At 63.9% G+C, this 25,517-nt stretch carries 21 protein-coding genes; 7 read left to right on the top strand and 14 right to left on the bottom strand.

Annotated features, from left to right (window positions below; all coding sequences use genetic code 11):
* The first annotated feature begins 150 nt into the window (after positions 1 to 150).
* Positions 151 to 3,600 (top strand): indolepyruvate ferredoxin oxidoreductase family protein, encoded by a 3,450-nt coding sequence (locus AC0L3C_RS08545; protein ID WP_473407658.1) that lies wholly within the window; start codon positions 151 to 153, stop codon positions 3,598 to 3,600.
* A gap of 74 nt (positions 3,601 to 3,674) precedes the next feature.
* Entirely contained in the window at positions 3,675 to 5,099 is a 1,425-nt protein-coding gene (iaaH, locus tag AC0L3C_RS08540) for an indoleacetamide hydrolase (protein ID WP_473407657.1), read from the top strand.
* Here iaaH and AC0L3C_RS08535 read toward each other — a convergent pair.
* Positions 5,094 to 6,005: a LysR family transcriptional regulator gene (locus AC0L3C_RS08535; protein WP_473265706.1), complete on the bottom strand. Its 912-nt coding sequence runs from the start codon at positions 6,003 to 6,005 to the stop codon at positions 5,094 to 5,096. The two genes, iaaH and AC0L3C_RS08535, sit on opposite strands and share 6 nt — an antisense overlap.
* Before the next feature lie 276 nt (positions 6,006 to 6,281).
* Between AC0L3C_RS08535 and AC0L3C_RS08530 the strand changes: the two genes are divergently transcribed.
* The 3 genes from AC0L3C_RS08530 to AC0L3C_RS08520 all read left to right on the top strand — a co-directional run bounded on the left by AC0L3C_RS08530 (position 6,282) and on the right by AC0L3C_RS08520 (position 9,690).
* Positions 6,282 to 7,463, top strand: coding sequence for an HlyD family secretion protein (locus tag AC0L3C_RS08530; protein WP_473407656.1), 1,182 nt, complete (start codon positions 6,282 to 6,284; stop codon positions 7,461 to 7,463).
* Positions 7,464 to 7,579: 116 nt separating this feature from the next.
* Entirely contained in the window at positions 7,580 to 9,199 is a 1,620-nt protein-coding gene (locus AC0L3C_RS08525; RefSeq protein WP_473407655.1) for an MDR family MFS transporter, read from the top strand.
* A 29-nt stretch (positions 9,200 to 9,228) separates the two neighbouring features.
* Positions 9,229 to 9,690: a carboxymuconolactone decarboxylase family protein gene (locus tag AC0L3C_RS08520; protein WP_007615070.1), complete on the top strand. Its 462-nt coding sequence runs from the start codon at positions 9,229 to 9,231 to the stop codon at positions 9,688 to 9,690.
* A 157-nt stretch (positions 9,691 to 9,847) separates the two neighbouring features.
* Here AC0L3C_RS08520 and AC0L3C_RS08515 read toward each other — a convergent pair whose 3' ends face one another.
* The 6 genes from AC0L3C_RS08515 to AC0L3C_RS08490 all read right to left on the bottom strand — a co-directional run bounded on the left by AC0L3C_RS08515 (position 9,848) and on the right by AC0L3C_RS08490 (position 15,612).
* Positions 9,848 to 10,708, bottom strand: coding sequence for a D-amino-acid transaminase (locus AC0L3C_RS08515; RefSeq protein WP_473407654.1), 861 nt, complete (start codon positions 10,706 to 10,708; stop codon positions 9,848 to 9,850).
* 187 nt (positions 10,709 to 10,895) lie between these two features.
* A complete protein-coding gene (locus tag AC0L3C_RS08510) occupies positions 10,896 to 11,627 on the bottom strand; it encodes an amino acid ABC transporter ATP-binding protein (RefSeq protein ID WP_473407653.1) in 732 nt (243 codons plus the stop codon).
* An 8-nt stretch (positions 11,628 to 11,635) separates the two neighbouring features.
* A complete protein-coding gene (locus AC0L3C_RS08505; protein WP_007597029.1) occupies positions 11,636 to 12,328 on the bottom strand; it encodes an amino acid ABC transporter permease in 693 nt (230 codons plus the stop codon).
* A gap of 4 nt (positions 12,329 to 12,332) precedes the next feature.
* Complete coding sequence (locus tag AC0L3C_RS08500; RefSeq protein WP_473265701.1) at positions 12,333 to 13,064, bottom strand: amino acid ABC transporter permease; 732 nt, start codon at positions 13,062 to 13,064, stop codon at positions 12,333 to 12,335.
* A 127-nt stretch (positions 13,065 to 13,191) separates the two neighbouring features.
* Positions 13,192 to 14,103, bottom strand: a complete 912-nt coding sequence (locus AC0L3C_RS08495) for an amino acid ABC transporter substrate-binding protein (protein ID WP_473265700.1) — start codon at positions 14,101 to 14,103, stop codon at positions 13,192 to 13,194.
* A gap of 99 nt (positions 14,104 to 14,202) precedes the next feature.
* Positions 14,203 to 15,612: a M20 family metallopeptidase gene (locus AC0L3C_RS08490; RefSeq protein WP_473407652.1), complete on the bottom strand. Its 1,410-nt coding sequence runs from the start codon at positions 15,610 to 15,612 to the stop codon at positions 14,203 to 14,205.
* 241 nt (positions 15,613 to 15,853) lie between these two features.
* Here AC0L3C_RS08490 and AC0L3C_RS08485 point away from each other — a divergent pair, with 241 nt between their 5' ends.
* Positions 15,854 to 17,233 (top strand): LLM class flavin-dependent oxidoreductase, encoded by a 1,380-nt coding sequence (locus tag AC0L3C_RS08485; RefSeq protein ID WP_473278688.1) that lies wholly within the window; start codon positions 15,854 to 15,856, stop codon positions 17,231 to 17,233.
* A 162-nt stretch (positions 17,234 to 17,395) separates the two neighbouring features.
* Here AC0L3C_RS08485 and AC0L3C_RS08480 read toward each other — a convergent pair whose 3' ends face one another.
* From AC0L3C_RS08480 to AC0L3C_RS08460, 5 genes are all read right to left on the bottom strand, one after another.
* A complete protein-coding gene (locus AC0L3C_RS08480) occupies positions 17,396 to 19,057 on the bottom strand; it encodes a thiamine pyrophosphate-binding protein (RefSeq protein WP_473407651.1) in 1,662 nt (553 codons plus the stop codon).
* 108 nt (positions 19,058 to 19,165) lie between these two features.
* A complete protein-coding gene (locus AC0L3C_RS08475; RefSeq protein ID WP_473265696.1) occupies positions 19,166 to 19,669 on the bottom strand; it encodes a GFA family protein in 504 nt (167 codons plus the stop codon).
* A 162-nt stretch (positions 19,670 to 19,831) separates the two neighbouring features.
* Positions 19,832 to 20,959 (bottom strand): alkene reductase, encoded by a 1,128-nt coding sequence (locus tag AC0L3C_RS08470; RefSeq protein ID WP_473265695.1) that lies wholly within the window; start codon positions 20,957 to 20,959, stop codon positions 19,832 to 19,834.
* Positions 20,960 to 21,116: 157 nt separating this feature from the next.
* Positions 21,117 to 21,980, bottom strand: a complete 864-nt coding sequence (locus AC0L3C_RS08465; RefSeq protein ID WP_473265694.1) for an outer membrane protein — start codon at positions 21,978 to 21,980, stop codon at positions 21,117 to 21,119.
* Positions 21,981 to 22,184: 204 nt separating this feature from the next.
* Positions 22,185 to 23,681, bottom strand: a complete 1,497-nt coding sequence (locus AC0L3C_RS08460; protein WP_473407650.1) for an aldehyde dehydrogenase family protein — start codon at positions 23,679 to 23,681, stop codon at positions 22,185 to 22,187.
* A 196-nt stretch (positions 23,682 to 23,877) separates the two neighbouring features.
* On the opposite strand from AC0L3C_RS08460, the gene AC0L3C_RS08455 reads away from it, so the two are divergent.
* Positions 23,878 to 24,723 (top strand): SDR family NAD(P)-dependent oxidoreductase, encoded by an 846-nt coding sequence (locus AC0L3C_RS08455; RefSeq protein WP_473265692.1) that lies wholly within the window; start codon positions 23,878 to 23,880, stop codon positions 24,721 to 24,723.
* A gap of 87 nt (positions 24,724 to 24,810) precedes the next feature.
* Here the strand turns inward: AC0L3C_RS08455 and AC0L3C_RS08450 are convergent, their stop codons facing one another.
* Both AC0L3C_RS08450 and AC0L3C_RS08445 read right to left on the bottom strand, forming a co-directional pair.
* Positions 24,811 to 25,017 (bottom strand): hypothetical protein, encoded by a 207-nt coding sequence (locus tag AC0L3C_RS08450; RefSeq protein WP_007615092.1) that lies wholly within the window; start codon positions 25,015 to 25,017, stop codon positions 24,811 to 24,813.
* 71 nt (positions 25,018 to 25,088) lie between these two features.
* The gene (locus AC0L3C_RS08445; RefSeq protein WP_007615093.1) at positions 25,089 to 25,502 is read right to left on the bottom strand and encodes a Rieske (2Fe-2S) protein; all 414 of its coding nucleotides are present in this window, start codon (positions 25,500 to 25,502) and stop codon (positions 25,089 to 25,091) included.
* Positions 25,503 to 25,517: the final 15 nt, after the last annotated feature.

The raw sequence follows: 25,517 nt of genomic DNA, 5'->3' as shown, positions 1-25,517 counted from the left end.
TACCGCCAAATTGGATTAATCTACCTTCGTATAGATCATTTTGGATAACTCTACCACAATAGGCGTGATGTTCGGAAAGAAAGGTAAGACCTACCAGTCGCCCAGGCCTATCCTTCTCCCATCCGGCAAGGATGCCGTGGGGAGGTCCGCATGGACGCCATTCCGTCGCTCGACGCCTACGAGCTTTCCGACCGCTACGATCGCGAAGTGGGCCGCGTCTTCCTCACGGGCACGCAGGCCATCGTCCGCATTGCGCTCGACCAAGTGCGGCGCGATCGTGCCGCAGGGCTGAACACGGCGGGCTTCATCTCGGGCTATCGCGGCTCGCCGCTCGGCGGCATCGATCTCGAACTGTGGCGCATCCAGGAACGGCTGAAGCGGGACCGCATCGAATTCCTCCCCGCAGTGAACGAAGATCTTGCCGCGACTGCGGTGCTCGGCTCGCAACAGGTCGAGACGCAAGCCGACCGCGAGGTCGATGGCGTGTTCGGGCTCTGGTATGGCAAGGGTCCCGGCGTCGATCGCTCCGGCGATGCGCTGAAACACGGCAACGCCTACGGCTCCTCGCCGCATGGCGGCGTGCTGGTGGTCGCCGGCGACGACCATGGCTGCGTCTCGTCCTCGATGCCGCACCAGTCCGACGTCGCTTTCATGAGCTGGTTCATGCCGACGCTCCACCCCGCAAGCGTCAGCGAATATCTCGAATTCGGCGAATATGGCTACGCGCTGAGCCGCTTCACCGGCATGTGGGTCGGTTTCAAGGCGATCTCGGAGATCGTGGAATCCGGCGCTTCCGTCGCGCTGCGCCCGCCGCGCGCCTTCCACACGCCGGACTTCACGCCGCCGCCCGGCGGCCTGCACTATCGCTGGCCCGACCTGCCCGGCCCGCAGATCGAGGAGCGGCTGGAGGCGAAGAAGCACGCGGTCTACGCCTTCGCAAAGGCCAATCCGATCGACCGTCACATCTACGACATCCCGGGCGCCACCTACGGCATCGTCACCACAGGCAAGGCGCATCTCGATCTGATGGAAGCCTTGCGGCTGATGGGCCTGGACGAAGCAGCCTGCCGCAGCATCGGCATCGACATCTACAAGGTCGGCATGGTCTGGCCGCTGGCGCTGCATGACGCGATGGCGTTCGTGAAGGGCAAGCGCGAGATCCTCGTGGTCGAGGAGAAGCGCGGCATCATCGAAAGCCAGTTCAAGGAATATTTTTACGATTATCCGGGCGAAAAACCCGAGCGCATGGTCGGAAAGCACGACGAAACCGGCGCGCGGCTGATCTCCTGGATCGGCGAATTGTCGCCACGAGCGCTCGCTGGGGTGCTCGCACGCCGGCTCGATCCGATGTTCCCGGCCCTCAATCTCGCCGCGCGCGCAGCCGGCTTGATGCCTGAGGCCGCGCGCACGATCAACGTCAGCGGTGCGACACGCACGCCCTATTTCTGCTCGGGATGCCCGCACAATACATCGACAAAGGTGCCCGAGGGATCGAAGGCGCTAGCCGGCATTGGCTGCCATTTCATGGCGAGCTGGATGGACCGCGAGACCTCGTCGCTGATCCAGATGGGCGGCGAAGGCGTGAACTGGGCCGCCTCGTCGCGATTCACCGGAAGCAAGCACGTCTTCCAGAATCTCGGCGAAGGCACCTACTATCACTCCGGTTCGATGGCGATCCGGCAGGCGATCGCGGCCAAAGCCAACATCACCTACAAGATCCTGTTCAACGATGCCGTCGCGATGACCGGCGGCCAACCCGTCGACGGCCCGATCAGCGTCCACGCCATCGCGCACAGCGTCCGCGCCGAGGGCGTTGCGCGCATCGCCCTGGTGTCGGACGATCCAGCGCAATTTTCGCCCGGCGACTTGCCGGTCGGCGTCAGTATCCATCCCCGCGAGGAGATGGACGCCGTGCAGCGCGAGCTGCGCGAAATCTCGGGCGTCTCGGTGCTGATCTATCAACAGACCTGCGCGACAGAGAAACGGCGTCGCCGCAAGCGTGGACAGATGGCCGACCCCAAACGCTTCGCCTATATCAACGATCTCGTCTGCGAAGGCTGCGGCGACTGCTCGGTCGAATCCAACTGCCTCAGCGTCGAGCCCAAGGAAACACCCTTCGGCCGGAAGCGGCGGATCAATCTCTCGTCCTGCAACAAGGACTTTTCCTGCCTCAACGGGTTTTGCCCGAGCTTCGTCACCGTTGAGGACGCGACGCGCCGGAAGAAGGGCGCAAGCCGGACCGACGCGGTCGGCCACGCGGCCACGCTCCCACTGCCCGCGCCCGCACCGCTCGACCGTCCCTATGATCTGCTCGTCACCGGCGTCGGCGGCACCGGCGTGATCACGGTCGGCGCGCTGATCGGCATGGCGGCGCATCTCGAACAAAACGGCGTCTCGGTGCTGGATTTTACCGGCTTTGCGCAGAAATTCGGGCCGGTGCTGAGCTACATCCGGTTGGCTGCATCCCCCGACGCATTGCATCAGGTCCGCATCGACCAGGGCGCGGCCGATGCGCTGATCGGCTGCGACCTCGTCGTCAGCTCCTCGCCAAAGGCGTCCGGCACCTATCGGAAAGGCACGCGCGCCGCAGTCAACACCGCAGAGATGCCGACCGGCGACGTCGTCCGCTTCCGCGACGCAGATCTCGCCTCACCCGCCCGCCTGCGGGCGATCGGCCAGGTGATCGGCGACGGCAATCTCGACACCATCGACGCCAACGCGCTGGCCGAGCGCCTGCTCGGCGATGCCGTCTATGCCAACATCGTCATGCTGGGCTTTGCCTGGCAGCACGGGCTGCTGCCGGTCTCGCTGTCGGCGCTGTTGCGCGCGATCGAGCTCAACGGCGTCGCGGTCGAAAGCAACAAGCAGGCTTTCGCCTGGGGCCGGATTGCAGCGGCCGATCGTGACTTTCTGCCGAAGACGGACGAGGCGCCGAAAGCCGAGACGCTCGACCAGATCATCACCCGCCGCGCCGACTTCCTCACCGCCTATCAGAACGAGGCCTATGCGGCGCGCTATCGCTCGGCGATCGAGAAAGTCCGGCGCGTTGAGGCTCCGCTGAGCAGCGAGGCGCTGACCGAGACGGTTGCGCGCGCCCTGTTCAAGCTGATGGCCTACAAGGATGAGTACGAGGTGGCGCGCCTGCACATGCAGAGCGGCTTCCTCGACGAGCTCAAGCGCGAGTTCGAGGACGGCTTCAGCGTCCAATACCATCTCGCTCCGCCCCTCCTGCCGTCCGAGCGCGACGCCCGCGGCCGGCCGCGCAAGCGCGCCTTCGGCCAGTGGATCCAGCTGCCGCTCGCCGCGCTCGCGCGACTGAAAGGGTTGCGCGGGACAGTATTCGATCCGTTCGGCTACACCGTCGAACGCCGCACCGAGCGAGACCTGATCGCCTGGTATGAGGGCGTGATCGAACGGATGCTCGGCGAACTCGATGCGGCGCGCCTGCCCGATCTCGTTGTGATCGCCAAGGCGCCGATGGAGATCCGCGGTTACGGCCCGGTGAAGGACATCGCGATGGCAAAGGTGAAGCCGGCGGTCGAGCGGCTTCTCGCCGATGTGATCGCGGCATCGCAGGCAAAGTTGCGCGCCCACGGTTGACGTCATGCCGGAGAGGCTTCAGCTTCCCGAATTCGAGGGCTCCATGATGGAGCCGGGCAAGGGGGTGACGCATCATGGATTTCGATCAGTTGACCCTGACCCAGGCCGCCGCCGACCTCCGCGCCGGCAAGGTGACGAGCACCGCACTCACGACTGAAGCTCTTGCCCGTGCCAAAGCCAATGCCGACCTCAACGCCTTCGTCACCCTGGACGAGGCCGGCGCTCTGAAGGCCGCGGCCGCATTCGACGCGACGGGCGACCGGACAAATCCGCTCGGCGGCGTGCCCATCGTGATCAAAGACAATATCGAGGTCGCCGGGCTGCCCTGTAGCGCGGGCACGCCGGCCCTGAAGGACTACGTTCCCACGGCCGACGCGCCGGTTGCGGCAAAACTGCGGGCCGCAGGTGCGGTCATCATCGGCAAGACCAGCATGCACGAGCTCGCCTTCGGCATCTCCGGCTACAACACCGCATTCAAGACTGGTGCCGAGTTCGGCGTGCGCAACGCCTATGACCGCGCCCTGATCGCCGGCGGTTCTTCCTCCGGGACCGGTACCGCGATCGGCGCGCGGATCGTGGCAGGCGGGCTCGGCACCGATACCGGTGGATCGGTCCGCGTGCCCGCTGCGCTGAACGGCTGCGCCTCGCTGCGTCCGACGATCGGCCGCTATCCGCAAGACGGCATCGCGCCGCTCTCGCACACCCGCGACACCGCGGGTCCCATGGCCGCCACCATGGCGGATGTCGCGCTGCTCGACCGCGTCATTACGGGCGGCGATACTATCGCGCCGGCCGATCTGAACCAGGTGCGGATCGGCATCGTGAAAGCCATACTGACCAATCTCGACGCCGACACCGACGCCGCATTCGAGGCGGCCGTCACGAAAATGAAGGCGCAGGGCGTCACTGTCGTCGAAATCGAGATGCCGCAGCTCGCCGAACTCAACGGCCAGGTGAGCTTTCCCGTCGTGCTGTATGAGGCCTATGACGACATGGTCGCGTATCTCAGACACACCGGTACCGGCCTCAGCATCGCGGCGCTGGCAGCGGAGATATCCAGCGCAGACGTGAAGGGCACCTACGATGGGCTGGTGATCCCGCGCAAACTGCCCGCCCCCGATGGCACGCTGGTTGACGCCAAGCCGATCTACGACGCCGCGATCAACACAGCGCGCCCCGCGCTTCAGGCGCTCTACAGCAGGACTTTCGCCGACAACCGGCTCGATGCCATCGCCTTCCCGACCACGCCGCGCGTCGCCATTGCCTCCAATCCCGATTCCAGCAGCCTGGAGAATTTCGGCCTGTTCATCCAGAACACCGATCCCGGCAGCAATGCCGGCATTCCCGGCATCCAGATTCCGATCACGCTCGGCGCCACCAGCAAACTGCCTGTCGGCCTCGAGATGGACGGCCCGGCCGGAAGCGATCGCCGGCTGCTTGCGATCGGCTTGGCGCTCGACATCGTGTTCGGACGACTGCCGCCGCCGCGCCCGTCATGAATACGGATTGATCAGCTTCTGCTGCTCGGCACTGTGATGCACCAGCATGTCGATGAAGGTCCTGACCTTGGCCGACAGATGATGGCGGTGTGGATACACGGCATTCATCGACATCTCGACTGGACGATATTCGGGCAAGAGGCGCACCAGCCGACCGGCCTCGAGATCGTCGCGGATCAGAAATCCGGCCATCAGGCAGACGGCAGCGCCTTCCAGCGCCACCTTTCGCAAGGCCTCACCGCTGTTGGTGATGAAGCTACCGGAGATGCGCACCGATGCCGGCGCGCCCTTGCGATCGAAGAAGCGCCAATCGTCACCGAAGGGATAATTCAAATGGCGTCCGCAATTGTGCGTGGTGAGCTCACCGAGCTTCTGCACGCGACCGTGCTTGTCGAGATAGTCGTGCGAGCAGCACAGCACGTGACGCCAGGTGGCAAGGCTGCGGACGATCAGGCTCGAATCCGGTGGCGAGGTCATGCGCAGAGCAACGTCATAGCCTTCTTCGATGAGGTCGATGTCGGCCTCGCCCATGCGCAGATCGATCTTGAGCTCCGGATAGGCCGACAGGAGTTTCGCCACCACCGGCGCGACGAACGGCACCATGTGCGTGGCGACGTGGATCCGTAGCGTGCCGCGGGGCACCGACTGCAATTCGCTCGCGATATCGTCGGCCTGTTTGAGCTCGGCAAGTATCTGGATGCAGCGGTCGTAATAGGCCTTGCCGATGTCGGTGAGGCTGACCTTGCGCGTGGTGCGCTGAAGCAGCCTCACCCCGAGCCGGTCTTCCAGCGCCTGGACGTGATTGCTCACCATGGTGGTCGACATGTTGAGCTTGCGGGCTGCTGCAGAGAAGCCGCCGGTCTCGACCACCCGGCTGAAGACTTCGAGGCTCGTCAATCGGTCCATGCTGGATGATTATCCGCTCTTGATCGACAATCGCAAGGAATTCTGTCCGATTATCCGTCAGGCCATCTCCTGCGCGACATAGCGGACGCGTTAGCCGCAATCCCTCAACAGAAGCGGCAATCACTCTGGGGCAGTCGAACCTCCGGCTCCGTAAACCTTACGCGAAGGCGAGATGGCCGGACTATCCACTCTCAGCGGATAATCCTTCCGGCATTTCGCCGATTATCGATCGAGCGAAGAAGACCGATAGTCTCAGCCAGCCGATAGGAGACTGCCATGTCCGAGATGCCCCGCACCGAAAACTTCCAGCAAGCGACTGAGATAACTCAAGCTTCTCTCACGGCGCCGGTGCGTGGTCCGGCCCGGAATATGGTCCGGCGGGCGGCGTTGGCGCTGGCGTTCCTCGCGGGCACGGTAGCGATTGTCCACTATGGACACGACTACTGGGTCAACGGCCGCTATCTCGAGACAACCGACGACGCCTATGTGAAGGCCGATTCCACGATCATCGCGCCAAAAGTCTCGGGCTACATCGCCAAGGTGCTGGTCAGCGACAACGAAAAGGTCAAAGCGGGCCAGGTGCTGGCGAAGATCGACGACCGCGACTTCAAGGCGGCGCTCGACCAGGCCCGCGCGGATGTCGCTGCGGCGGAAGCGTCGGTACGCAACCTCGGCGCCCAAGTCGAACTCCAGCAGCCGATCATCGAGCAGAGCACGGCCGACGTCGCTGCTGCCGACGCGAATCTGAAATTTGCGCAGGAGGAGCGCGCCCGCTACGACGACCTGATGAAGTCGGGCTCCGGCACGATTCAGCGCGCACAACAGACTGACGCTGCGTTGCGCGCCAGCAATGCACAGCTGCAACATGCCAGATCGGGCCTCGTGGCCGCGCAACGCAAGGTCGACGTGCTCACCACCCAGCGCGCGCAGGCTACGGCCCAACTCGAACACGCGCGCGCGGTCGCGGAGCAGGCGACGCTGAATCTCTCCTACACCGAGATTACCGCGCCGGTCGACGGCACGGTCGGCGCCCGCTCATTGCGCGTGGGACAGTTCGTGCAGGCCGGCACGCAATTGATGGCCGTGGTGCCGCTCGATGCGGTCTATGTCGTGGCAAATTTCAAGGAGACGCAACTCACCCATGTCCGCTCCGGCCAGCCGGTCGAGCTGCACGTCGACAGCTTCCGCAACCAGACCCTGCGCGGCCATGTCGACAGCCTTTCGCCGGCCAGCGGACTTGAGTTCGCGCTGCTGCCGCCCGACAACGCCACCGGCAATTTCACCAAGATCGTGCAACGGGTGCCGGTGAAGATCGTGCTCGACGACCACAGCTTGACCGGGCTGCTGCGCCCCGGCATGTCCGCGGAGCCGACTATCGACACCAAACAGGCCGTCATGGCCGAGCGCGAGACGGCGAAGCATCTCGCCGACAACGCGGCCCGTCCGAACGGCGGTTGAAGCCGGAAAGGTCCGGCAGGACTATCAAGCCCTGCCGGATGATCCTTCCCAAACTTCGTCGATTATCGAAACCAACTGCCTGATCCATGCTGTCTCCGTAACGAGACGAGGCTTCCATGAGCACGCTCCAAACGACCGTCAACGCCGCCTCCGCCGCCAATATCCCCGCTTCAGTCGCGGCCACCATAACGCCTGCCGTGTCGACCAAGACCTGGATTGCCGTGATCGGCGCGACGCTCGGCGCCTTCATGGCGGTGCTGAACATCCAGATCGTCAATGCGTCGCTCGCCGATATTCAGGGCGCGATCGGCGCTGGCATCGATGACGGCGGCTGGATCTCGACCTCCTATCTGATCGCGGAGATCGTGGTGATCCCGCTCTCGGGCTGGCTGGCGCAGGTGTTCTCGATCCGCATCTATCTCCTCACCAACGCGGTCCTGTTCCTGGTCCTGTCGGCCGCCTGTGCGCTGGCGCAGGACCTGCCGCAGATGATCGTGCTGCGGGCGGTGCAAGGCTTTAGCGGCGGCGTGCTGATTCCGATGGCGTTCACGCTCATCATCACATTGCTGCCGCGCGGAAAGCAGCCGGTCGGCCTTGCGCTGTTCGCGCTGTCGGCGACGTTCGCGCCCGCGATCGGCCCGACCATCGGCGGCTATCTCACCGAGAATTTTGGCTGGCAGTACATCTTCTACGTCAACGTCGTCCCCGGCACGATCATGGTCGGCATGCTCTGGTACGCGCTGGACGCAAAGCCCATGAAGCTGTCGTTGCTGCGCGACGGCGACTGGGCCGGCATCATCACCATGGCGATCGGACTGTCGGCGCTGCAGACCGTGCTCGAGGAAGGCAACAAGGACGACTGGTTCGGCTCGCCCTTCATCGTCAAGCTGTCCGTCATCGCGGCCGTGGCGCTGACCGCCTTCCTGATCATCGAGCTGACCGTCAAGAAGCCGCTCCTCAACCTGCGTCTGCTGGTCCGCCGCAATTTCGGCTTCGGCATGCTCGCGAATTTCCTGCTGGGAATAGCGCTCTACGGCTCGGTGTTCATCCTGCCGCAATACCTGGCCCGCATCCAGGGCTACAATGCCGAGCAGATCGGCATGGTGCTGGCATGGACCGGCCTGCCGCAGCTCCTGCTGATCCCGCTGGTGCCGCGGCTGATGCAGAAGCTCGATGCGCGGCTCATCATCGGCGTCGGCTTCGTCCTGTTCGCGGCCTCCAACTTCATGAACATCACCATGACCGGCAACTATGCCGCCGATCAATTGCTCTGGCCCAATGTGGTTCGTGCAATCGGCCAGGCGTTGGTGATGGCGCCGCTGTCTGCGGTGGCGACCTCGGGCATCGAACCGGAGAACGCCGGCTCGGCCTCCGGCCTGTTCAACATGATGCGCAATCTCGGCGGCGCCGTCGGCATCGCGCTGTTGCAGACCCTGTTGACCAAGCGCGAGCAGTATCATTCCAACGTGCTGATGCAGTCGGTCTCGCTGTTCGAGCAGGCGACGCGGACGCGGCTGGAACAGCTCACCCAATACTTCGTCAATCACGGCATTCTCGACCGTGCGGACGCATCGCATCGCGCCTATGTTGCGATCGGCCATATCGTGCAGAAGCAGGCCTATATCCTCGCCTTCAGCGACACCTTTTATCTGCTCGGCGTGGCACTGATCGTCGCGCTGATCGCCACCCTCTTCCTGAAGAAGGCCGGCCACGCCTCGGCCGGCGGCGCCCACTGACATCAACCCAGCAAGCAAGGAGAACGACCATGAAACCCCGCATGAATTTCTACCAGGCCGCACCCGATACGATGAAGGCACTGATGGCACTGGAAGAGCAGATCCAGTCGACCGGCCTGGAGAAATCGCTGATCGAGCTCGTCAAGATCCGCGCGTCGCAGATCAACGGCTGTGCCTTCTGCATCAACATGCACACCGAGGACGCCCGCAAGCGCGGCGAGACCGAGCAGCGCATCTATCTGCTCAATGCCTGGCGCGAATCGCCGCTCTACACGGACCGCGAGCGCGCCGCGCTGGCCTGGACGGAATCAGTGACGCTGATCTCCGAGACGCACGCGCCGGACGATGTCTACGAGCAGGTCCGCGCGCAATTCTCCGATGCGGAGACGGTGAACCTGACCATGCTGATCGGCGCCATCAATGCCTGGAACAGGATCGCGATCGCGTTCCGTGCGGTTCATCCGGTGAAGGTGAAGGCGTCGGTGGCGTGAGGTGCTGACGCATGAGGCCAAACCGCCTCAATACATTCGACTGTCATGCCCCGGCTTGACCGGGGCATCGAGTACGCCGCGGCCTGTCGAGTCCAGCACTTCCGTCACGGAGTACTGGATCGCCCGGTCAAGCCGGGCGATGACGGCGGTGGGTGGCTTAAACCGCCGTCGCCTTGGCGAACTCCACGTAGATCTCGCGCAGCCGCGCGGCAAGCGGGCCGGGCTTGCCGTCGCCGACCTTCTTGCCGTCGATCGCAACCACCGGCTGGACGAACAGCGACGCCGAGGTGGCAAAGGCTTCCTTGGCGGCGAGCGCCTCGGCGACCGTGAAGGAACGCTCCTCGATACGGAGCTGACGCTCTTCCCCCAGCGCCACCACCGCCTTGCGGGTGCAGCCCGGCAGGATCGCGTTGGAGTTCTTGCGGGTCACGATGACGTCGTCATGGGTCAGGATGAACGCCGAGGACGAACCGCCTTCGGTGACGTAGCCGTCTTCCAGCATCCAGGCCTCGCCCGCACCGGCTTCGGCCGCGGCCTGCTTTGCCAGCACTTGCGCGAGCAGTGCCACGCTCTTGATGTCACGCCGCTCCCAGCGGATGTCGGGCACCGTGATCACGTTGATGCCGGTCTTGGCTGAGGCGGCGTTGATGATGTCCTTCTCCGACGTGAACATTACCAGGCTCGACTTGACGTCGCCCTTGGGGAAGGCGAAGTCGCGGCCCTTGTCGGCACCACGCGTGACCTGGAGATAGACGAGGCCGTTCTCGACCTTGTTGCGCGCGATCAGCTCCTTCTGGAGCTCGGTGATGCGTTCGACCGTCTCGGGCAGCTTCAGCTGGATCTCGCCGACCGAGCGCTCCAGCCGGCTCAGATGCGAGGCATTGTCGATCAGCTTGCCGTCGAGCACGGCCGAGACCTCGTAGATGCCGTCGGCAAACAGGAAGCCGCGATCGAGCACCGAAATTTTGGCGTCCGAGAGCGGGACGAATGAGCCGTTGACATAGGCGATCGGATCCAAGGCAGGTCTCCTGGGGGCAAAGGGATTTGGCGCGCTTATATGCGAAATGGGGGCGGCGATCACCCCTCTATTCGTCATTCCGGGGCATTCGCGCAGCGAATGAGCCCGGAATCCATTTCCCCCCGTACAATGCCGCCCGATGGATTCCGGGCTCGCGACTACGTCGCGCCCCGGAATGACGGCAGAGCTAGTGGGAGAGGATCTTCGACAAGAATTTCTGCGCGCGGTCGCTGCGGGGCTTGCCGAAGAAATCGTCCTTCGGGGCGTCCTCGACGATCTCGCCGCGATCCATGAAGATCACGCGGTTGGCAACCTTGCGGGCAAAGCCCATCTCGTGGGTGACGACCATCATGGTCATGCCCTCATGGGCAAGGTCTACCATGACGTCGAGCACCTCGCTCACCATTTCGGGGTCGAGCGCCGAGGTCGGCTCGTCGAACAGCATGACAATGGGATCCATTGCGAGCGCGCGAGCGATCGCCACCCGCTGCTGCTGGCCACCGGACAGGTTCGCGGGATACTTTTGCGCCTGTTCCTTCAGGCCGACGCGCTCCAGCAGTTGCATGGCTTTCGCCACCGCCTTGTCGCGCGATCGGTCGAGCACCTTCTGCTGTGCGAGACAGAGATTATCGATGATCTTCAGATGCGGAAACAGCTCGAAATGCTGAAACACCATGCCGACACGCGAGCGCAGCTTGGGCAGATTGGTCCTGGGATCGTTGACCTTGGTGCCATCGACGCTGATGTCGCCTTTCTGGAACGGCTCCAGGGCGTTGACGCATTTGATCAGCGTCGACTTGCCCGATCCCGACGGGCCGCAGACCACGACCACCTCGCCCTTGGAGACGTTGGTGGTGCAGTCGGTCAGCACCTGGAAGCTCGGGCTGTACCATTTGTCGACGTGGCTGATCTCGATCATGACAGACTCTATCGAATGATGGCGATGCGCGCCTGCAGGCGGCGAACGCCGAAGGACGCGACACAGGAGATGGTGAAGTAGACGATCGCTGCGAACAGATACATTTCGACCAGACGGCCGTCGCGCTGCGCGACCTTGCTTGCCGCACCGAGGAAATCGGTGATCGACAGCACGTAGACCAGTGAGGTGTCCTGGAACAGCACGATGGTCTGCGTGATCAGCACCGGCAGCATGTTGCGGAAGGCCTGCGGCAGCACCACGTAGCGCATGGTCTGGGCGTAGGTCAGGCCGAGCGCGTTGGCTGCGGCCGGCTGGCCGCGCGAGATCGACTGGATGCCGGCACGCATGATCTCGGAGAAGTACGCGGCCTCGAACATGATGAAGGTGATGAGCGAGGATGCGAACGCGCCGACGCTGATCGGGCGCGACGCGCCGGTCACCCACTGCCCGATATAGGGCACCAGGAAGTAGAACCAGAAGATCACCAGCACCAGCGGCAGCGAGCGCATGAAGTCGACATAGACCCCGGCGATGCGGCCCAGGATCTTGAAGCCTGACAGCCGCATCAGCGCGATGGCCGTCCCGAAGATCAGGCCGCCGAGCGCCGCAAGCCCCGTGAGCATCAGCGTGAACGTCATGCCCTCGTAAAACAGATAGGGCAGTGCGCGACGGATGACCTCGAAATCGAAATTGCTGAACATGGTGCTATTTCCCCGTGATGTAGCCGGGGATCGCGACGTAGCGCTCGAGGAAGCGCATTGCGGTCACGACGACGGCGTTGACGAGGAGATAGAGCAGGGTCGCGGCGGTGAAGGCCTCGAACACCTGGAACGAGAATTCCTGCATCGAGCGCGCCTGTCCGGTCAGCTCGAGCAAACCGATGGTGATGGCCACAGCCGTGTTCTTGATGGTGTTGAGGAACTCGGACGTCAGCGGCGGCAGGATGATGCGGAACGCCATCGGCAGCAAGATGTAGCGATAAGCCTGCAAGGTCGTCAGGCCGAGCGCGGTCGCCGCCATCTTCTGCCCGCGCGGGAGCGATCCGATGCCGGCTTGCAATTGCACGGCGACGCGTGCCGACATGAAGAACCCGATGCCGATCGCCGCCGTCCAGAATGGCGCATTGGGCAGCTGCTTCAGCCAGAGGCCGGCAGATTTCGGCAGCAGTTCCGGCAGCACGAAGAACCACAGGAAGAGCTGCACCAGCAGCGGCATGTTGCGGAAGAATTCGACATAGGCAAAGCCGAACCAGTACGCACCCTTCGACGGCAGCGTGCGCATCACGCCCACGAACGATCCGGCGATCAGCGCGATGATCCAGGCGAGCGCACCCGTCTTGAGGGTCAGCACCAGCCCCGACAGCAGCATGTCGAGATAGGTGCCGGTCCCCATCGGGTTCGGCTCGAAGAAAATTCCCCAGTTCCAGTGGTAGTTCACGTGTCCCCCGCGCGAACGCGCCAGTCATGGATGTCCCGGCGCCTATGCAAATGTCCGGCCACTCTCCCTCCAGAATGGCCGGAATATGCTGCCTCTCCCCACGAGGGGGAGAGGCGAACAACTCAGCTTACTTATAGTCGTCCGGGTTTGGCGAGTCCGAGGGTTTCGCGAACTCGTTCTTCAGCTCGGGCGAGATCGGGGTGTTGAGGTTCAGACCCTTCGGCGGGATCTTCTGGGTGAACCACTTGTCGTAGATCTTCTGGCCTTCGCCGGACGTGTAGAGCGCGGCGGTCGCCGCATCGACCACCTTCTTGAACGGCGCGTCGTCCTTGCGCAGCATGATGCCGTAGGGCTCAGGCTTCGAGAACGCGTCCTTGGAAATGACGTAGTCGTCGGGCGACTTCGAGCCGGCCACGAGGCTGGCGAGCAGGATGTCGTCCATCACGAAGGCGACGGCGCGGTCGGTCTCCACCATCAAGAAGGATTCGGCGTGGTCCTTGGCCGGGATGATGTTGGCGCCGAGGCTTTTCGCAACATTGGCTTCGGTGAGCTGCTTGATGTTGGTGGTGCCGGCGGTCGAAACCACCGTCTTGCCCTTGAGGTCGTCGATCGACTTCAGGCCGCTCGACTTCTTGAAGACGTAGCGGCTGGCGGTCAGGTAATGGGTGTTGGTGAAGGCGACCTGCTTCTGGCGCTCGGCATTGTTGGTGGTCGAGCCGCATTCGAGGTCGATGGTGCCGTTCGCCATCAGCGGAATACGCGTCGCCGAGGTCACCGGGTTGAGCTTGACCTCGAGCTTGTCGAGCTTGAGCTCCTTCTTCACGGCGTCGACGATCTTGTAGCAGATGTCCATCGCGAACCCGACGGGCTTCTGGTTGTCGTCGAGATAGGAGAACGGGATCGAGGAGTCGCGGAAGCCGAGCGTAATGGCGCCGGTGTCCTTGATGTTCTTGAGCGTGCCGGTCAGCTCCTCGGCCCCCGCCTGGCTGACAGCGAAGGTCGCGGCGAGCGCGAGGCCGATGCTACGGAAATGTTTCACTTTTTGGTCCCCTTTCAGGATGATGCCGGCGGGATGCAAGCACAAATTGGGTTGGAATAGAATGTGACTTTTGGCTGGATCGCGGCTCCGGTTAACGGCTCAGGCCGGCGGACGTGTTAGCGGTCTTGTTAGCGCGCTTGGCAATTCCCCGAGATCCCAGAACAGCCCGGCCATCACCGTCAAGGCCTCTTCGGTCAATGGCAGCAGGATGTGCTCATTGGGCGCATGCTGGGAGCAGCCGGGATAGGAGTGCGGCACCCAGATCGTCGGCAGGCCCAATATCTCGGAGAACACGTCGTTCGGCAGCGAGCCGCCGAAATTGGGCAGCACCGCCGGGACCTTGCCGGTGGTCTGACGCACCGAATCCGCCGCCCATGCGATCCAGGGGCTGTCAAAATCCGTGCGCGAGGCGGCAAAGCTCTGCGCCGCCCGCACCTCGACCATCGGAAAGCCCTTCTGCGCCAGATGCGCGCGGATCGCCTCGATCAGCCCATCGATCCTGGTGCCGACCACGAAACGCAGTTGCAGCACGGCATTGGCGCGGCCGGGAATGGCGTTGGCCGGCTTCTCGATATTGCCCGACGACATCGCCAGCACTTCGAGCGTGTTCCAGGCATAGAGCCGCTCGGCCGCCGAAAGACCCTCCTCGCCCCAGTTCTCGGCCAACGCCGGCTCGTCCTCGGTGGGCACCACCTGCACGTCCGCAAGATAGCTGCGGATCTGGTTGGTGAGCCGGGGCGGCTTCAGCCCCTCCAGCTGAAGGCGGCCGCGGCCATCGACCAGCGTCGAGATCGCGTTGACCAGAATGGTCGCGGGGTTGGCGAGCACGCCGCCCCAATTGCCGGAGTGATGGCCGCCGTCGCGAAGGTTCACATCGAGATGAATGCGGATGCCGCCACGGCAGCCGAGGAACAGCGTCGGACGGTCGGCGGACAGGCGCGGCCCGTCGGAGGCCATGAACAGATCGGCCTTGAGCGCATCGCGATTGAGATCGCAGACCTTGCCAAGATCCGGCGAACCGATCTCCTCGCCCATCTCGATGATGAACTTGGCGTTGAAGCCGAGCATGCCGCCGCGGGCCTCGCGCACCGCACGGAGTGCGGCCATGTTGATGCTGTGCTGGCCCTTGTTGTCGGCGGTACCGCGACCGTAGAGACGCGTGCCCGAAACCGTGGTGCGCCAGGGATCGCGGCCGTCGCGCCACTCGCCTTCCATGCCGTCGACGACGTCGCCATGGCCGTAGATCAGAACAGTCGGCGCCGTCTCGCTCTCGCGGTGTTCGGCGAACAGGAACGGCGCCTTGCCGCTGGGAGATTCGATCATCCGGCTTTGGAAATCGAGCGCGGCGAAAGCGGGCACCATCTCCTGTTCCAGATAGGCGCGCAGCTCGACGCTCCGGTTCGGATTCTGGCTCTCGGTCCGGTAGGCGACGCGGCGGTCGAGTTCGGCGAGGAACGCGCCGGATTTGAAATCGTCACGGGCGCGGGCGATGGCATCGGCTCTGGTCATTATTTTCTTTTTTAGGTTGTGAGGCGAAGGAGCATACCTGATGCGGGCAGGCCTCCGAAAGTGGCGGGGACTTCGATAGTCTTGGGATTTCGTTCTTGCTCTCTTGAGATTGGCTTGCCAAGCGCGGCAGCGCCGCCGATTTTGGCCTTGCCAACGTCGCACTATATGCAAGAACTTCGCCAAGTTCGGGCGCAGCTCTATCATTCGAAGAGCGCCCGGTACAGGGCGCCGGGGGACCATCATGGCCAAGCAGATCAGGCTCAATGCATTTGCGATGAATTGCGTCGCGCACCAGTCACCGGGCTTGTGGACCCATCCGCGCGACCGCACTGCCGAATATAACCGCCTGCCCTACTGGATCGATCTTGCCAAAACGCTGGAGCGCGGCCGTTTCGACGGACTGTTCCTGGCCGACGTGCTCGGCGTCTATGACGTCTACGGCAACAGTCCTGACGCAGCCTTGCGCAATGCAGCCCAGTCGCCCTCTAACGATCCGCTGTTGCTGCTGTCGGCAATGGCGGCGGTGACGCAGAATCTCGGCTTCGGCGTCACCAGCAACCTCTCCTTCGAGCCGCCCTATCCGTTCGCGCGGCGGATGTCGACGCTCGATCATCTCACCGAGGGACGAATCGGCTGGAACGTCGTCACCGGCTATCTCGACAGCGCCGCGCGCGGCGCCGGCAAGGACAAGCAGATCGGGCACGACGACCGCTACGAGATCGCGGACGAATATATGGAGGTCGTCTACAAGCTCTGGGAAGGGAGTTGGGAGGACGACGCCGTGCTGCGCGACCGCACGCGCGGCATCTTCACCGATCCCTCAAAAGTTCATCGCGTCAACCATGAGGGCGCGAACTGGCGCATCAACAACACCATCCACCTGAGCGAGCCCTCGCCGCAGCGGACGCCCGTGCTGTACCAGGCCGGCACCTCGCCGCGCGGACGGAAGTTCGCGGCACAGCACGCCGAATGCGTGTTCATGTCGGGGCCGTCGGCCAGGGTGATCGCGCCGCGGGTGTCGGCGATCCGTCACGAGGCCGCCGCGTTCGGGCGCAATCCGGCGGAAATCCTGATGTTCTCGATGATGACGATCATCCTCGGGCGGACGGAGGCCGAGGCAAACGAAAAATACGCCGACTATCGCCGCCACATCAGCCCCGAGGGCGCGCTCGCGCTGATGTCGGGATGGACCGGAATCGACTTCTCCGGCTACGAGCTCGATCAGCAGGTGCGCCATGTCCAGAACGACGCCGGTCGCAGCGCACTCGACAACGTCACCCGCGCCGATCCCGATCGCGTCTGGACCGTGCGCGACGTCATCGAGCATGTTGGCGTCGGCGGCGCCGGTCCCGTCGTGGTCGGCACGCCGGAGATGGTCGCTGACAAGATCGAGGCGTGGTTCGAGGCGACCGATGTCGACGGCCTCAACGTCGCCTTCGCGATCTCACCCGGCGATTTCGAGGACATCGCCGATATGCTGGTCCCGGAGCTGACGCGCCGCGGGCGGTACAAGGCGGAGTACGCGCAGGGCACGCTGCGGGAGAAGCTGTTCGGTGACGGGCGTGCGCGACTAGGTGCGCCGCATCCGGCAGCGGGGTATCGGGTGGGGAGGAAGGGATAGCACCCCGAGGTACGCTGTCATGCCCCGGCTTGACCGGAGCATCCAGTACGCCGCGGCGTCTCGACTCAATCACCGCCGCCCTCTGGGATACTGGATCACCGCCTTCGCGGGTGATGACGACTGAAACGTGGCGGACACCAGCGGGGCGCAAGTGACGCTGCCCTACACCTTTCCGTCCACCATCACCTCGATTAGCTTGGTTCCGGGTCGGCCAAACGCCGACGCCAGCGTCGCCTTCAACTCGCGGGGGTCGCTCACCTTGATCGGCTCGCATCCCAACGCCTTCGCCACGCCCGCGAAATCCACCGGCGGATCGACAAAATCCATGCCGACGTAATTGTCGTCGCCATGGAAGGCGAGCAGACGCTGCTTGATGATGCGGTAGCCGCCATTGTTGGCAATGACCACATTGAGCGGCAGCTTGTGATGCGCCGCCGTCCACAGCGACTGGATCGAATACATCGCGCTGCCGTCGCCGGAGAAGCAGACGACGGGGCGATCGGGATTGGCGATGCTGGCGCCGACGGAAGCCGGCAGGCCCCAGCCGATGCCGCCGGAGGCAAGGCCGTGATAGCCGAAGCGGTCGCGGTGTGCACGCAGCGCCGTGATCTGGCGGCTCGAGGTGAGGCCTTCGTCGACCAGGATGGCGTTGGCGGGCATGGACTCGACCATTTGCAGCACCAGCCAGTCCGGATCGATGGGGCTGCGGTCCGCGGCCTTGCCGATCTGCTCGACCAGCGCGGTGCGCCGCGCGGTCCAGTTCTTCGGCGCAAGCTCGGCGAGACGTTGCTTCGCACGTTGCGCCAGGGCAGCGCCGCCCATCTCCTTCAGCACCGGGATCAGCGCACGCAGCGTTTCCTTCAAATCCGCCTTCAGCGCGATCTCGGCACCGTAGTTCTTGGCGATCTCCCAATCGCCGAGACCGATCTGCACGATGCCAAGCCCTTCCGGCAGCGCGTCGACCTCGCTGTAGACCGACATCCGCAGAGGATCGCCGCCAAGCGCGATCAAGAGGTCGTACGGCGCAAGCGTGTCGCGCGCGACTTTCTGGACACGTGCCAGCGTGCCGACGAAGCTCGGGCTCTCCGAAAGGAAGTGCGAGCCGTAGGGTGTCGACGATTGGTACGCGGCCGCACCGAGTAGTTCTGCGAGTTCGGCGGCCTCCATCAGCGCATCGCTCTTGACCACCTCGTCCATGGTGACGATCACGGGACGCTCGGCCCTCAGCAGCCGCGCGGCGAACGCCTTGAGTGTCTCATCCGACGGCCTTGTGCGGGCGTCGATGCGGGTGGAGCGGCCGAGATCGATCCCGGCCTCGCTGTTAAGGATGTCGCCGGGCAACGAAATGAACACGGGCCCGGTCGGCGGCGTGGTCGCGACTTTGGCGGCGCGGCGCACGATGCGCGGCAGATCCTCGAGGCGCGTCACCTCGACCGCCCATTTCACCAGCGGCTCCGCCATGCGCACCAGCGGGCCGTAGAGCACCGGCTCCATCAGGCCGTGGCCTTGCTCCTGCTGGCCCGCGGTCAGAATCATCGGTGTGCCCGTGAACTGGGCGTTGTAGAGCGAGCCCATCGCGTTGCCGAGGCCGGGCGCGACATGGACGTTGCAGGCCACGAGCTTTCCGGAGGCGCGGCTGTAGCCATCGGCAATTGCCACCACCAGGCTCTCCTGCATCGCCATCACATAGGTGAGATCAGGATGGTCCTTCAGCGCATGCATGATCGGTAGTTCGGTGGTGCCGGGATTGCCGAACAGATGCGTGATGCCCTCGTCCTTGAGCAGCGCGAGAAAGGCGGAACGGCCGGTGATCTTGTTCTTCATGTTTCCTCCAGGAGCGGACGTTGCCGCAAGGACGAAGGCATGATGGCCGAAGTTGCTGGACGCGCGCAAGGAAGTCCGCTCATGGCTGCGTTGCGTGGGCGCGCGCCGCTACATCTCTTCGCGGTCGAGCTCGAACGGATCCTCGCCGCCGACGCGCTTTTTCTTTTTCGAGCGCTGCCACACCACACCCGGAAAACCTTTCAGCGGCACCAGCGGCTCGCCGGTATAGGCCCATTCCTGCAGCTCCTCGATCGCGATGTGATAGAGCGGCTGACGGCCGGTGCGCTCGTTGAAGAGCGCGCGGGGGATGTTGACCATATGCGGCCCGCGCGGGCGCTCGTACGTAATCGGCGTGCCGCAATGCGCGCAGAAGCTGCGCGCGGTCTTCGTTGCCTTGTCCTCGTAGCGGGTCAGCGCCGTCTTGCCTGCGGTAATGCGAAACCGCTTCTTCCAGCTTCCGACATAGGTCGCATAGGCGGCGCCGTGGGCGCGACGGCTGGCGGCGGAGTGATCGTGCCAGGCCCAGCGTGCGGGGACGTCAATCTCGAAGGTGACCTTGCCGCAGAGGCATTGGCCGGTGGCAACTCCTGCGGCGGCTGCGGCTTTGGCCATGGTGATTTCCCTGTATTGTCGTCGTGACCACGATAATACATGATTGTCATTCCGGGACGCGACGAAGTCGCGAGCCCGGAATCCATCGCGCGGCATACCTGAAGGCGGAATGGATTCCGGGCTCGATGCTTCGCATCGCCCCGGAATGACAGACGAGAACGCTTACGCCGGCGTCAGCTCGTCATACACCGGATAGTCGGTATAACCCTTCTCCTCGCCGCCGTAGAACGTGGCACGGTTGTACGGGGTGAGAGGGTAATCGTGCTGCAGGCGACGCGCCAAATCGGGGTTGGAAATGAAGATGCGGCCGAAGGCGATGAGGTCGGCATGCCCCTCCGCGATCGCGGCGTTCGCCGTCTCGCCGGTAAATCCGCCGGCGGTCATCAGCACGCCGCTATAGAGCGGACGGAACAGCAGCATTGCCGACGGCACGTTCTGCCAGTTGACTTCGGCGCGCCCCGAGCCGCTGGAGCGGGGTTCGATGAAATGCAGATAGGCAAGACCGAGTTTGTCGAGCGCCTTGACCACGTGCGTGTAGAGCGGCATCGGATCGGGCTCGCCGGAATCATTGGCGATGCCGTGGGGCGACAGCCGCACGCCGACGCGGCTCGCGCCCCAGACGTCGATCGCGGCCTCGGTCACTTCGAGCAGAAGCCGCGCGCGGTTCTCGATCGAGCCGCCATATTGATCGGTGCGCTGGTTGCTGCGTGATTGCAGGAATTGCTCGAGCAGATAGCCGTTGGCGCCGTGGATCTCGACGCCGTCGAAGCCGGCGGCCAGCGCGTTCTTCGCGCCCCGCCTGAAGGCCTCGACAATGCCCTTGACCTCGTCCGTGTCCAGCGCGCGCGGCGTCTCGTAGTCGGAGATCTTGCCGTCGGCGGTCATTGCCTTCATGCCTTCGGCCCTGATCGGGATCGCCGAGGCCGAGACCGGCAGCTCCCCGCCGTGGAAGGAGGAATGCGAGACGCGGCCCACATGCCAGAGCTGGAGAAAGATGATGCCGCCCTTGGCGTGCACGGCGTCGACAACCTTGCGCCAGCCCGCGATCTGCGTCTCCGAATAGATGCCGGGCGTCGCCGGATTGCCGCGACCATGCGAGAGCACAGGCGAGGCCTCGGCAATGAGCAGGCCGCCCTGGGTGGCGCGCTGACCGTAATATTCGGCGTTGAGCGGCCGCGGCGAAAAGCTCTCGCGCTCGGCCCGCATGCGCGTCAACGGCGCCATCGCGACGCGATGCGCGAGCTTGTACGGACCGACCTGCAACGGTTGAAACAACGCCTCGAATTTCATGCTGGCCCCAAAATGGTCGATGAGAGGCGTGGACCATAAGAGAAAGGCTCGCAGCTCGGAAGCTGCATGCGGGGATGGCTGGCCAGCCAAAAGAGGCGACGGAATCAAAAAGCCCCGGGGGTGGTCCCGGGGCTCGTTGCTTGCTCAGAACGGCAGGTCAGTATTTCGCAACGACCGCGCCTGGGCCGAACTTGTAGTTCAAGCCGACCCGTGCGATGTGGCCCGTGAAATTCGCGGTTGAGTCAAAGCCGCGCGCCGGGCCGGGGGCGATCGGGAACAGCGGATTGAAGATGGTGTAGTTCTCGCTGCCGAGATCGTAGTAGAGATATTCGAGCTTGACGCTCCAGTTCGACGCAAAACGGTACTCGCCACCGCCGCCGACCGTCCAGCCCACGCGCCAGCTTTCCACTGCGCCGGCGCTACAGATCACATTGAGGCAGGGCGTGCCGCTCCCACCCGTGGGATCCACGATCGACGTCGATGCCTTGACGTGCCCATAGGCAAGACCGCCGGTCGCGTACAGCATCAAGTCGGGCGTGACGGTGGCACCGATCCGGCCGCGCACGGTCCCCAACCAGTCGACCTTCTGATCTTGCGTGGTCATGATCGTCGGGAAGACCGGCAAGGTTCGGGTCACCGTCGAGCTACCCTTGATGTCGGCCGCCGCGATATCGGCTTCGACGCCCCACACTAACGAGCCCGTCTGCACATTGTAGCCGGCCTGCAAGCCGCCCATTACGCCACGCGCGTTTGTTGCCAGCGAAGCCGGGACAAGGCCGCCCGCCAGTGCGACGTCGAGCACACCCGCGGTGAAGACCGGATCATGCGGCGCGAGATCGTTCGCACCATCGCCCCACCCGTACCCGACATTCACGCCGGCGTAGAAGCCCGACCAATTGTAGGCGACGGGCAGTGGCGACGCCTTGTACGCTGGCGCACGTGCGGTCATATCGGCCGCGAGTGCGGGCTGCGCCGAGGCGACACCCAAAGCCACAAACACGATCGGAGCAAAGCGAAGCATTATCGATATTCCAATTCCGAAGATTGACGGTGACTAGAACTAACCGGCCGACATTCGGAATGGGATAGCAAGTCTTGCAAAAGCGCGGACGACGCGCGCTTTCAAAATCGCATGTAGCGTCCGGGCAACAACCTCAGGTCGCTGCAAGCGCTCTGTCGTCGCAGCAAGCAGGACCGATCGCTGAAGTCCGGACGCGATGGCGCGTTAGGCCGTCTTGATCCAGACGGCCTTGACGTTGAGATATTCCTCGACGTGCTGCTTCCCGGATTCGCGGCCGTAGCCGCTCATCTTGTAGCCGCCGAAGGGCACAGCCGGGTCCATCGCCTGGTAGCAGTTCACCCACACTGAACCGGCACGCAGGCTCTTCGCGACCGCATGCGCCTTGCTGACGTCGCGCGTCCACAGGCCGGAGCCGAGACCGAACGTGGTGGCGTTGGCGCGCTTCACCAACTCGTCCATGTCCTTGAACGCGATCGCGGAGATGACGGGACCAAAAATCTCCTCCTGCGCGATCCGCATATTGTCCTGGACGCCCGCGAACACCGTCGGCGAGACGAAGAAGCCTTTTGCAAGCGCGCCTTCGGTGACGCGGCCACCGCCGGCGAGCGCCTTGGCGCCTTCCTTCTGGCCGATGTCGAGATAGCTGGTGACGCGCTCGAGCTGCTGCTCGGACACCAGTGGTCCGATCTGGGTGTTGGGATCGAGACCGTTGCCGACCTGCAGTTTCTTGCCGAACTCGGCGACGCGGCCGACGAACTCCTCGTAGATCGACTGCTCGACGAACAGCCGGGTGCCGGCGCTGCAGATTTGCCCCGAATTGGCGAACACCGCCATCGCGGCGCCCGGCACGGCCGCATCGAGATCGGCGTCCGCGAACACGATGTCCGGCGACTTGCCGCCGAGTTCGAGCGAGACACGCTTGAGGTTGCCGGCCGAGGCGCGGATGATCGACTGGCCGGTGACATGCGAGCCGGTGAAGGCAACCTTGTCGACGTCGTGGTGCGAGGCAAGCGCCGCGCCCGCAGTCTCGCCATAGCCGGGCACGACGTTGATGACGCCGGGCGGCACGCCCGCTTCCATCGCGAGCTCGGCGATGCGCAGCGAGGTCAGCGGCGCTTCTTCGGCGGGTTTGAGCACGACGGTGCAGCCGGTCGCGATCGCCGGACCGATCTTCCAGATCGTCGCAGTCAGCGGACCGTTCCAGGGAATGATGGCGCCGACGACGCCGATCGGCTCCTTCAGCGTATAGGAGAATATCTCGCCGGGCAGCGAGTTCTCGATGGTCTCGCCGTGAATCGCGGTGGTCTGGCCGGCATAATAGCGCAGCATGCCGACGGCGCGCAGGCGATAGGCGCGGGTACGGCTGAGCGGCGCGCCCATGTCGAGCGTGTCGAGCTGCGACAATTCGTCGAAATTCTTCTCGACGAGGTCGGCAAGCTTCAGGAGCAGGTTCTGCCGCTCGAACGGCTTGACCTTGCTCCACGGCCCTTCGAAGGCGCGGCGAGCGGCAGCAACCGCGCGATCGATATCTTCTTTCTCGCCCTCGGCCACTGTTGCGAGCAGTTCGCCGGTCGCGGGGTTGTGGGTCTCGAAGCGCTTGCCGGAGGCGGCATCGACCCACTTCCCGTCGATCAACATCTGCTTGTAGGACCCATTGGCGAACGGATGGCGCGTGATTGGAATAGCCTGCGACACAGCCATGGCTGAACTCCCTTTCAATTGATGGATTGGTTCGATCTGGGTGGGATCGTTGGTCGATAGAATACTGCGACGCCGGACAGGCGTAAAGGAGAGGCATAAAGTCGGCGCGGAACGAAGACCTCCCATGCCGACTTGTGCAGGGTCGCGCGAGTGCCATGTTATAGCACGACCGAGCCCCCTCCCCGGAGAACGATCGATGCCGCATCCCGCCATCGTCAAAGACAATGTTGCCGTAATCACCGGCGGCGCGTCCGGGATCGGATTCGCCGCGGCTTTGGCGTTCGCGCGCGACGGCATGAAGGTATGTATCGCCGATGTGGATCAGGCGCGGCTGACGGAGGCCGCAACAAGACTGTCATCCATAACGTCTGCCACACATGTGATGACCTTCGCGATCGACGTCAGCAAGGCCGAGAGCGTGGCGGAACTCGAGCGCGCCGTGCGCGAGCGCTTCGGCGACACCGACATCCTCATGAACAATGCGGGCATCCAGCCCGGCAGCACGTTGTTCGGCGAACCTGACAATTGGCAGCGCATCATCAGCGTCAATATGTGGGGCATCATCAACGGCTCGCGCATCTTTGCGCCCAGCATGATCGCGCGCGGCAGGGCGGGGCTCATCATCAACACCGGCTCGAAGCAGGGCATCACCACCCCGCCCGGCGATCCCGCTTACAACGTCTCCAAGGCCGGCGTGAAAGCTTTTACGGAAGCGCTCCAGCACGAACTGCGCAGCACTGCGGGTTGCCGCATCACTGCGCATCTGCTGATTCCCGGCTTCGTCTTCACGAACCTTACCGCGAAGGGCCGGACAGATAAGCCGGCCGGCGCCTGGACGGCCGAGCAGACCGTGAATTTCATGCTGGCGCGGCTGGAGGCCGGCGATTTCTACATCCTGTGCCCGGACAACGACGTCCCGCGCGCGCTCGACGAAAAGCGCATGCTGTGGGCCGCCGGTGACATCGTGGAGAACCGCCCGCCGCTGTCACGCTGGCATCCGGACCATGCGGATGCATTCGCGAAATTCGTGAAGGGGGAGTAGGCGTTTTTCCTTCTTCCCTTGTGGGAGAAGGTGGCGCGAAGCGCCGGATGAGGGTTGCATCCGCACAGGGGGAGAGGGCGAAGAAACCTACAGCGTCTCTTGCTGATGCCCACAATTCTTGCAGGCGAACTTGATGCGGGTCTGGCCCTTTGGCGCCTGCACCCGGTTCGGGGCGCCGCACTTACCGCAGACGGCCTCGATGCGGGTATCACCCTGCTTGACGACGACGGTTTTCTTTTCCATCGATTCGCGGATCAGGCGCTCGGCCTCTTCACGCAGGGATTGTTTCGACAAAGCTCATCTCCGCCACAAATGCGGGCGAGGCTTATCCCACTTGCGGCGAAATCACAATCCGAAACGGCTACTCAGACCTCGACAATCACGTAGCTGTCCTCGACATGCACCGGAAACGTCTCGGCAACATACGGGCCTTTCTGGAGTTCCTCGCCGCGCTCCACCGCGACCGGATATGACCTTATCTTGACGCGCTTCGGATCGAACCACGACTGCCCATTGCGCATGTCGAACTCCCAGCCATGCCAGGGACAGCGCAGCATCTCGCCGACGCGCGAGCGCTGATAGATGCCGGGCTCGGGCGAGGTCAGCCGCGCAACACAGGCCGCTTTCTCCAGCGGCGCGCCTTCGTGCGGGCAGCGGTTCAGCAGCGCGAAGAACTCGCCATTGACGTGGAACACGACAATGTCGCGGCCGGCGACATCGACGACCTTGTTGCCACCGGGTGGGATCTCCGAGATGGACGCGACGATGTGACGGGCCATACCGTGCAGACCTTC

This window comes from Bradyrhizobium sp. WSM4872 (genome assembly GCF_055811715.1).
This window is presented reverse-complemented; position numbering and strand designations above follow the sequence as displayed.

What these genes read in the sequence shown, in the direction of transcription:
- AC0L3C_RS08545 (WP_473407658.1), top strand. Translation starts at nt 151, where the DNA reads ATGGACGCCATTCCGTCGCTCGACGCCTACGAGCTTTCCGACCGCTAC.
- iaaH (WP_473407657.1), top strand. Translation starts at nt 3,675, where the DNA reads ATGGATTTCGATCAGTTGACCCTGACCCAGGCCGCCGCCGACCTCCGC.
- AC0L3C_RS08535 (WP_473265706.1), bottom strand. Translation starts at nt 6,005, where the DNA reads ATGGACCGATTGACGAGCCTCGAAGTCTTCAGCCGGGTGGTCGAGACC.
- AC0L3C_RS08530 (WP_473407656.1), top strand. Translation starts at nt 6,282, where the DNA reads ATGTCCGAGATGCCCCGCACCGAAAACTTCCAGCAAGCGACTGAGATA.
- AC0L3C_RS08525 (WP_473407655.1), top strand. Translation starts at nt 7,580, where the DNA reads ATGAGCACGCTCCAAACGACCGTCAACGCCGCCTCCGCCGCCAATATC.
- AC0L3C_RS08520 (WP_007615070.1), top strand. Translation starts at nt 9,229, where the DNA reads ATGAAACCCCGCATGAATTTCTACCAGGCCGCACCCGATACGATGAAG.
- AC0L3C_RS08510 (WP_473407653.1), bottom strand. Translation starts at nt 11,627, where the DNA reads ATGATCGAGATCAGCCACGTCGACAAATGGTACAGCCCGAGCTTCCAG.
- AC0L3C_RS08505 (WP_007597029.1), bottom strand. Translation starts at nt 12,328, where the DNA reads ATGTTCAGCAATTTCGATTTCGAGGTCATCCGTCGCGCACTGCCCTAT.
- AC0L3C_RS08490 (WP_473407652.1), bottom strand. Translation starts at nt 15,612, where the DNA reads ATGACCAGAGCCGATGCCATCGCCCGCGCCCGTGACGATTTCAAATCC.
- AC0L3C_RS08485 (WP_473278688.1), top strand. Translation starts at nt 15,854, where the DNA reads ATGGCCAAGCAGATCAGGCTCAATGCATTTGCGATGAATTGCGTCGCG.
- AC0L3C_RS08480 (WP_473407651.1), bottom strand. Translation starts at nt 19,057, where the DNA reads ATGAAGAACAAGATCACCGGCCGTTCCGCCTTTCTCGCGCTGCTCAAG.
- AC0L3C_RS08475 (WP_473265696.1), bottom strand. Translation starts at nt 19,669, where the DNA reads ATGGCCAAAGCCGCAGCCGCCGCAGGAGTTGCCACCGGCCAATGCCTC.
- AC0L3C_RS08470 (WP_473265695.1), bottom strand. Translation starts at nt 20,959, where the DNA reads ATGAAATTCGAGGCGTTGTTTCAACCGTTGCAGGTCGGTCCGTACAAG.
- AC0L3C_RS08465 (WP_473265694.1), bottom strand. Translation starts at nt 21,980, where the DNA reads ATGCTTCGCTTTGCTCCGATCGTGTTTGTGGCTTTGGGTGTCGCCTCG.
- AC0L3C_RS08460 (WP_473407650.1), bottom strand. Translation starts at nt 23,681, where the DNA reads ATGGCTGTGTCGCAGGCTATTCCAATCACGCGCCATCCGTTCGCCAAT.
- AC0L3C_RS08455 (WP_473265692.1), top strand. Translation starts at nt 23,878, where the DNA reads ATGCCGCATCCCGCCATCGTCAAAGACAATGTTGCCGTAATCACCGGC.
- AC0L3C_RS08445 (WP_007615093.1), bottom strand. Translation starts at nt 25,502, where the DNA reads ATGGCCCGTCACATCGTCGCGTCCATCTCGGAGATCCCACCCGGTGGC.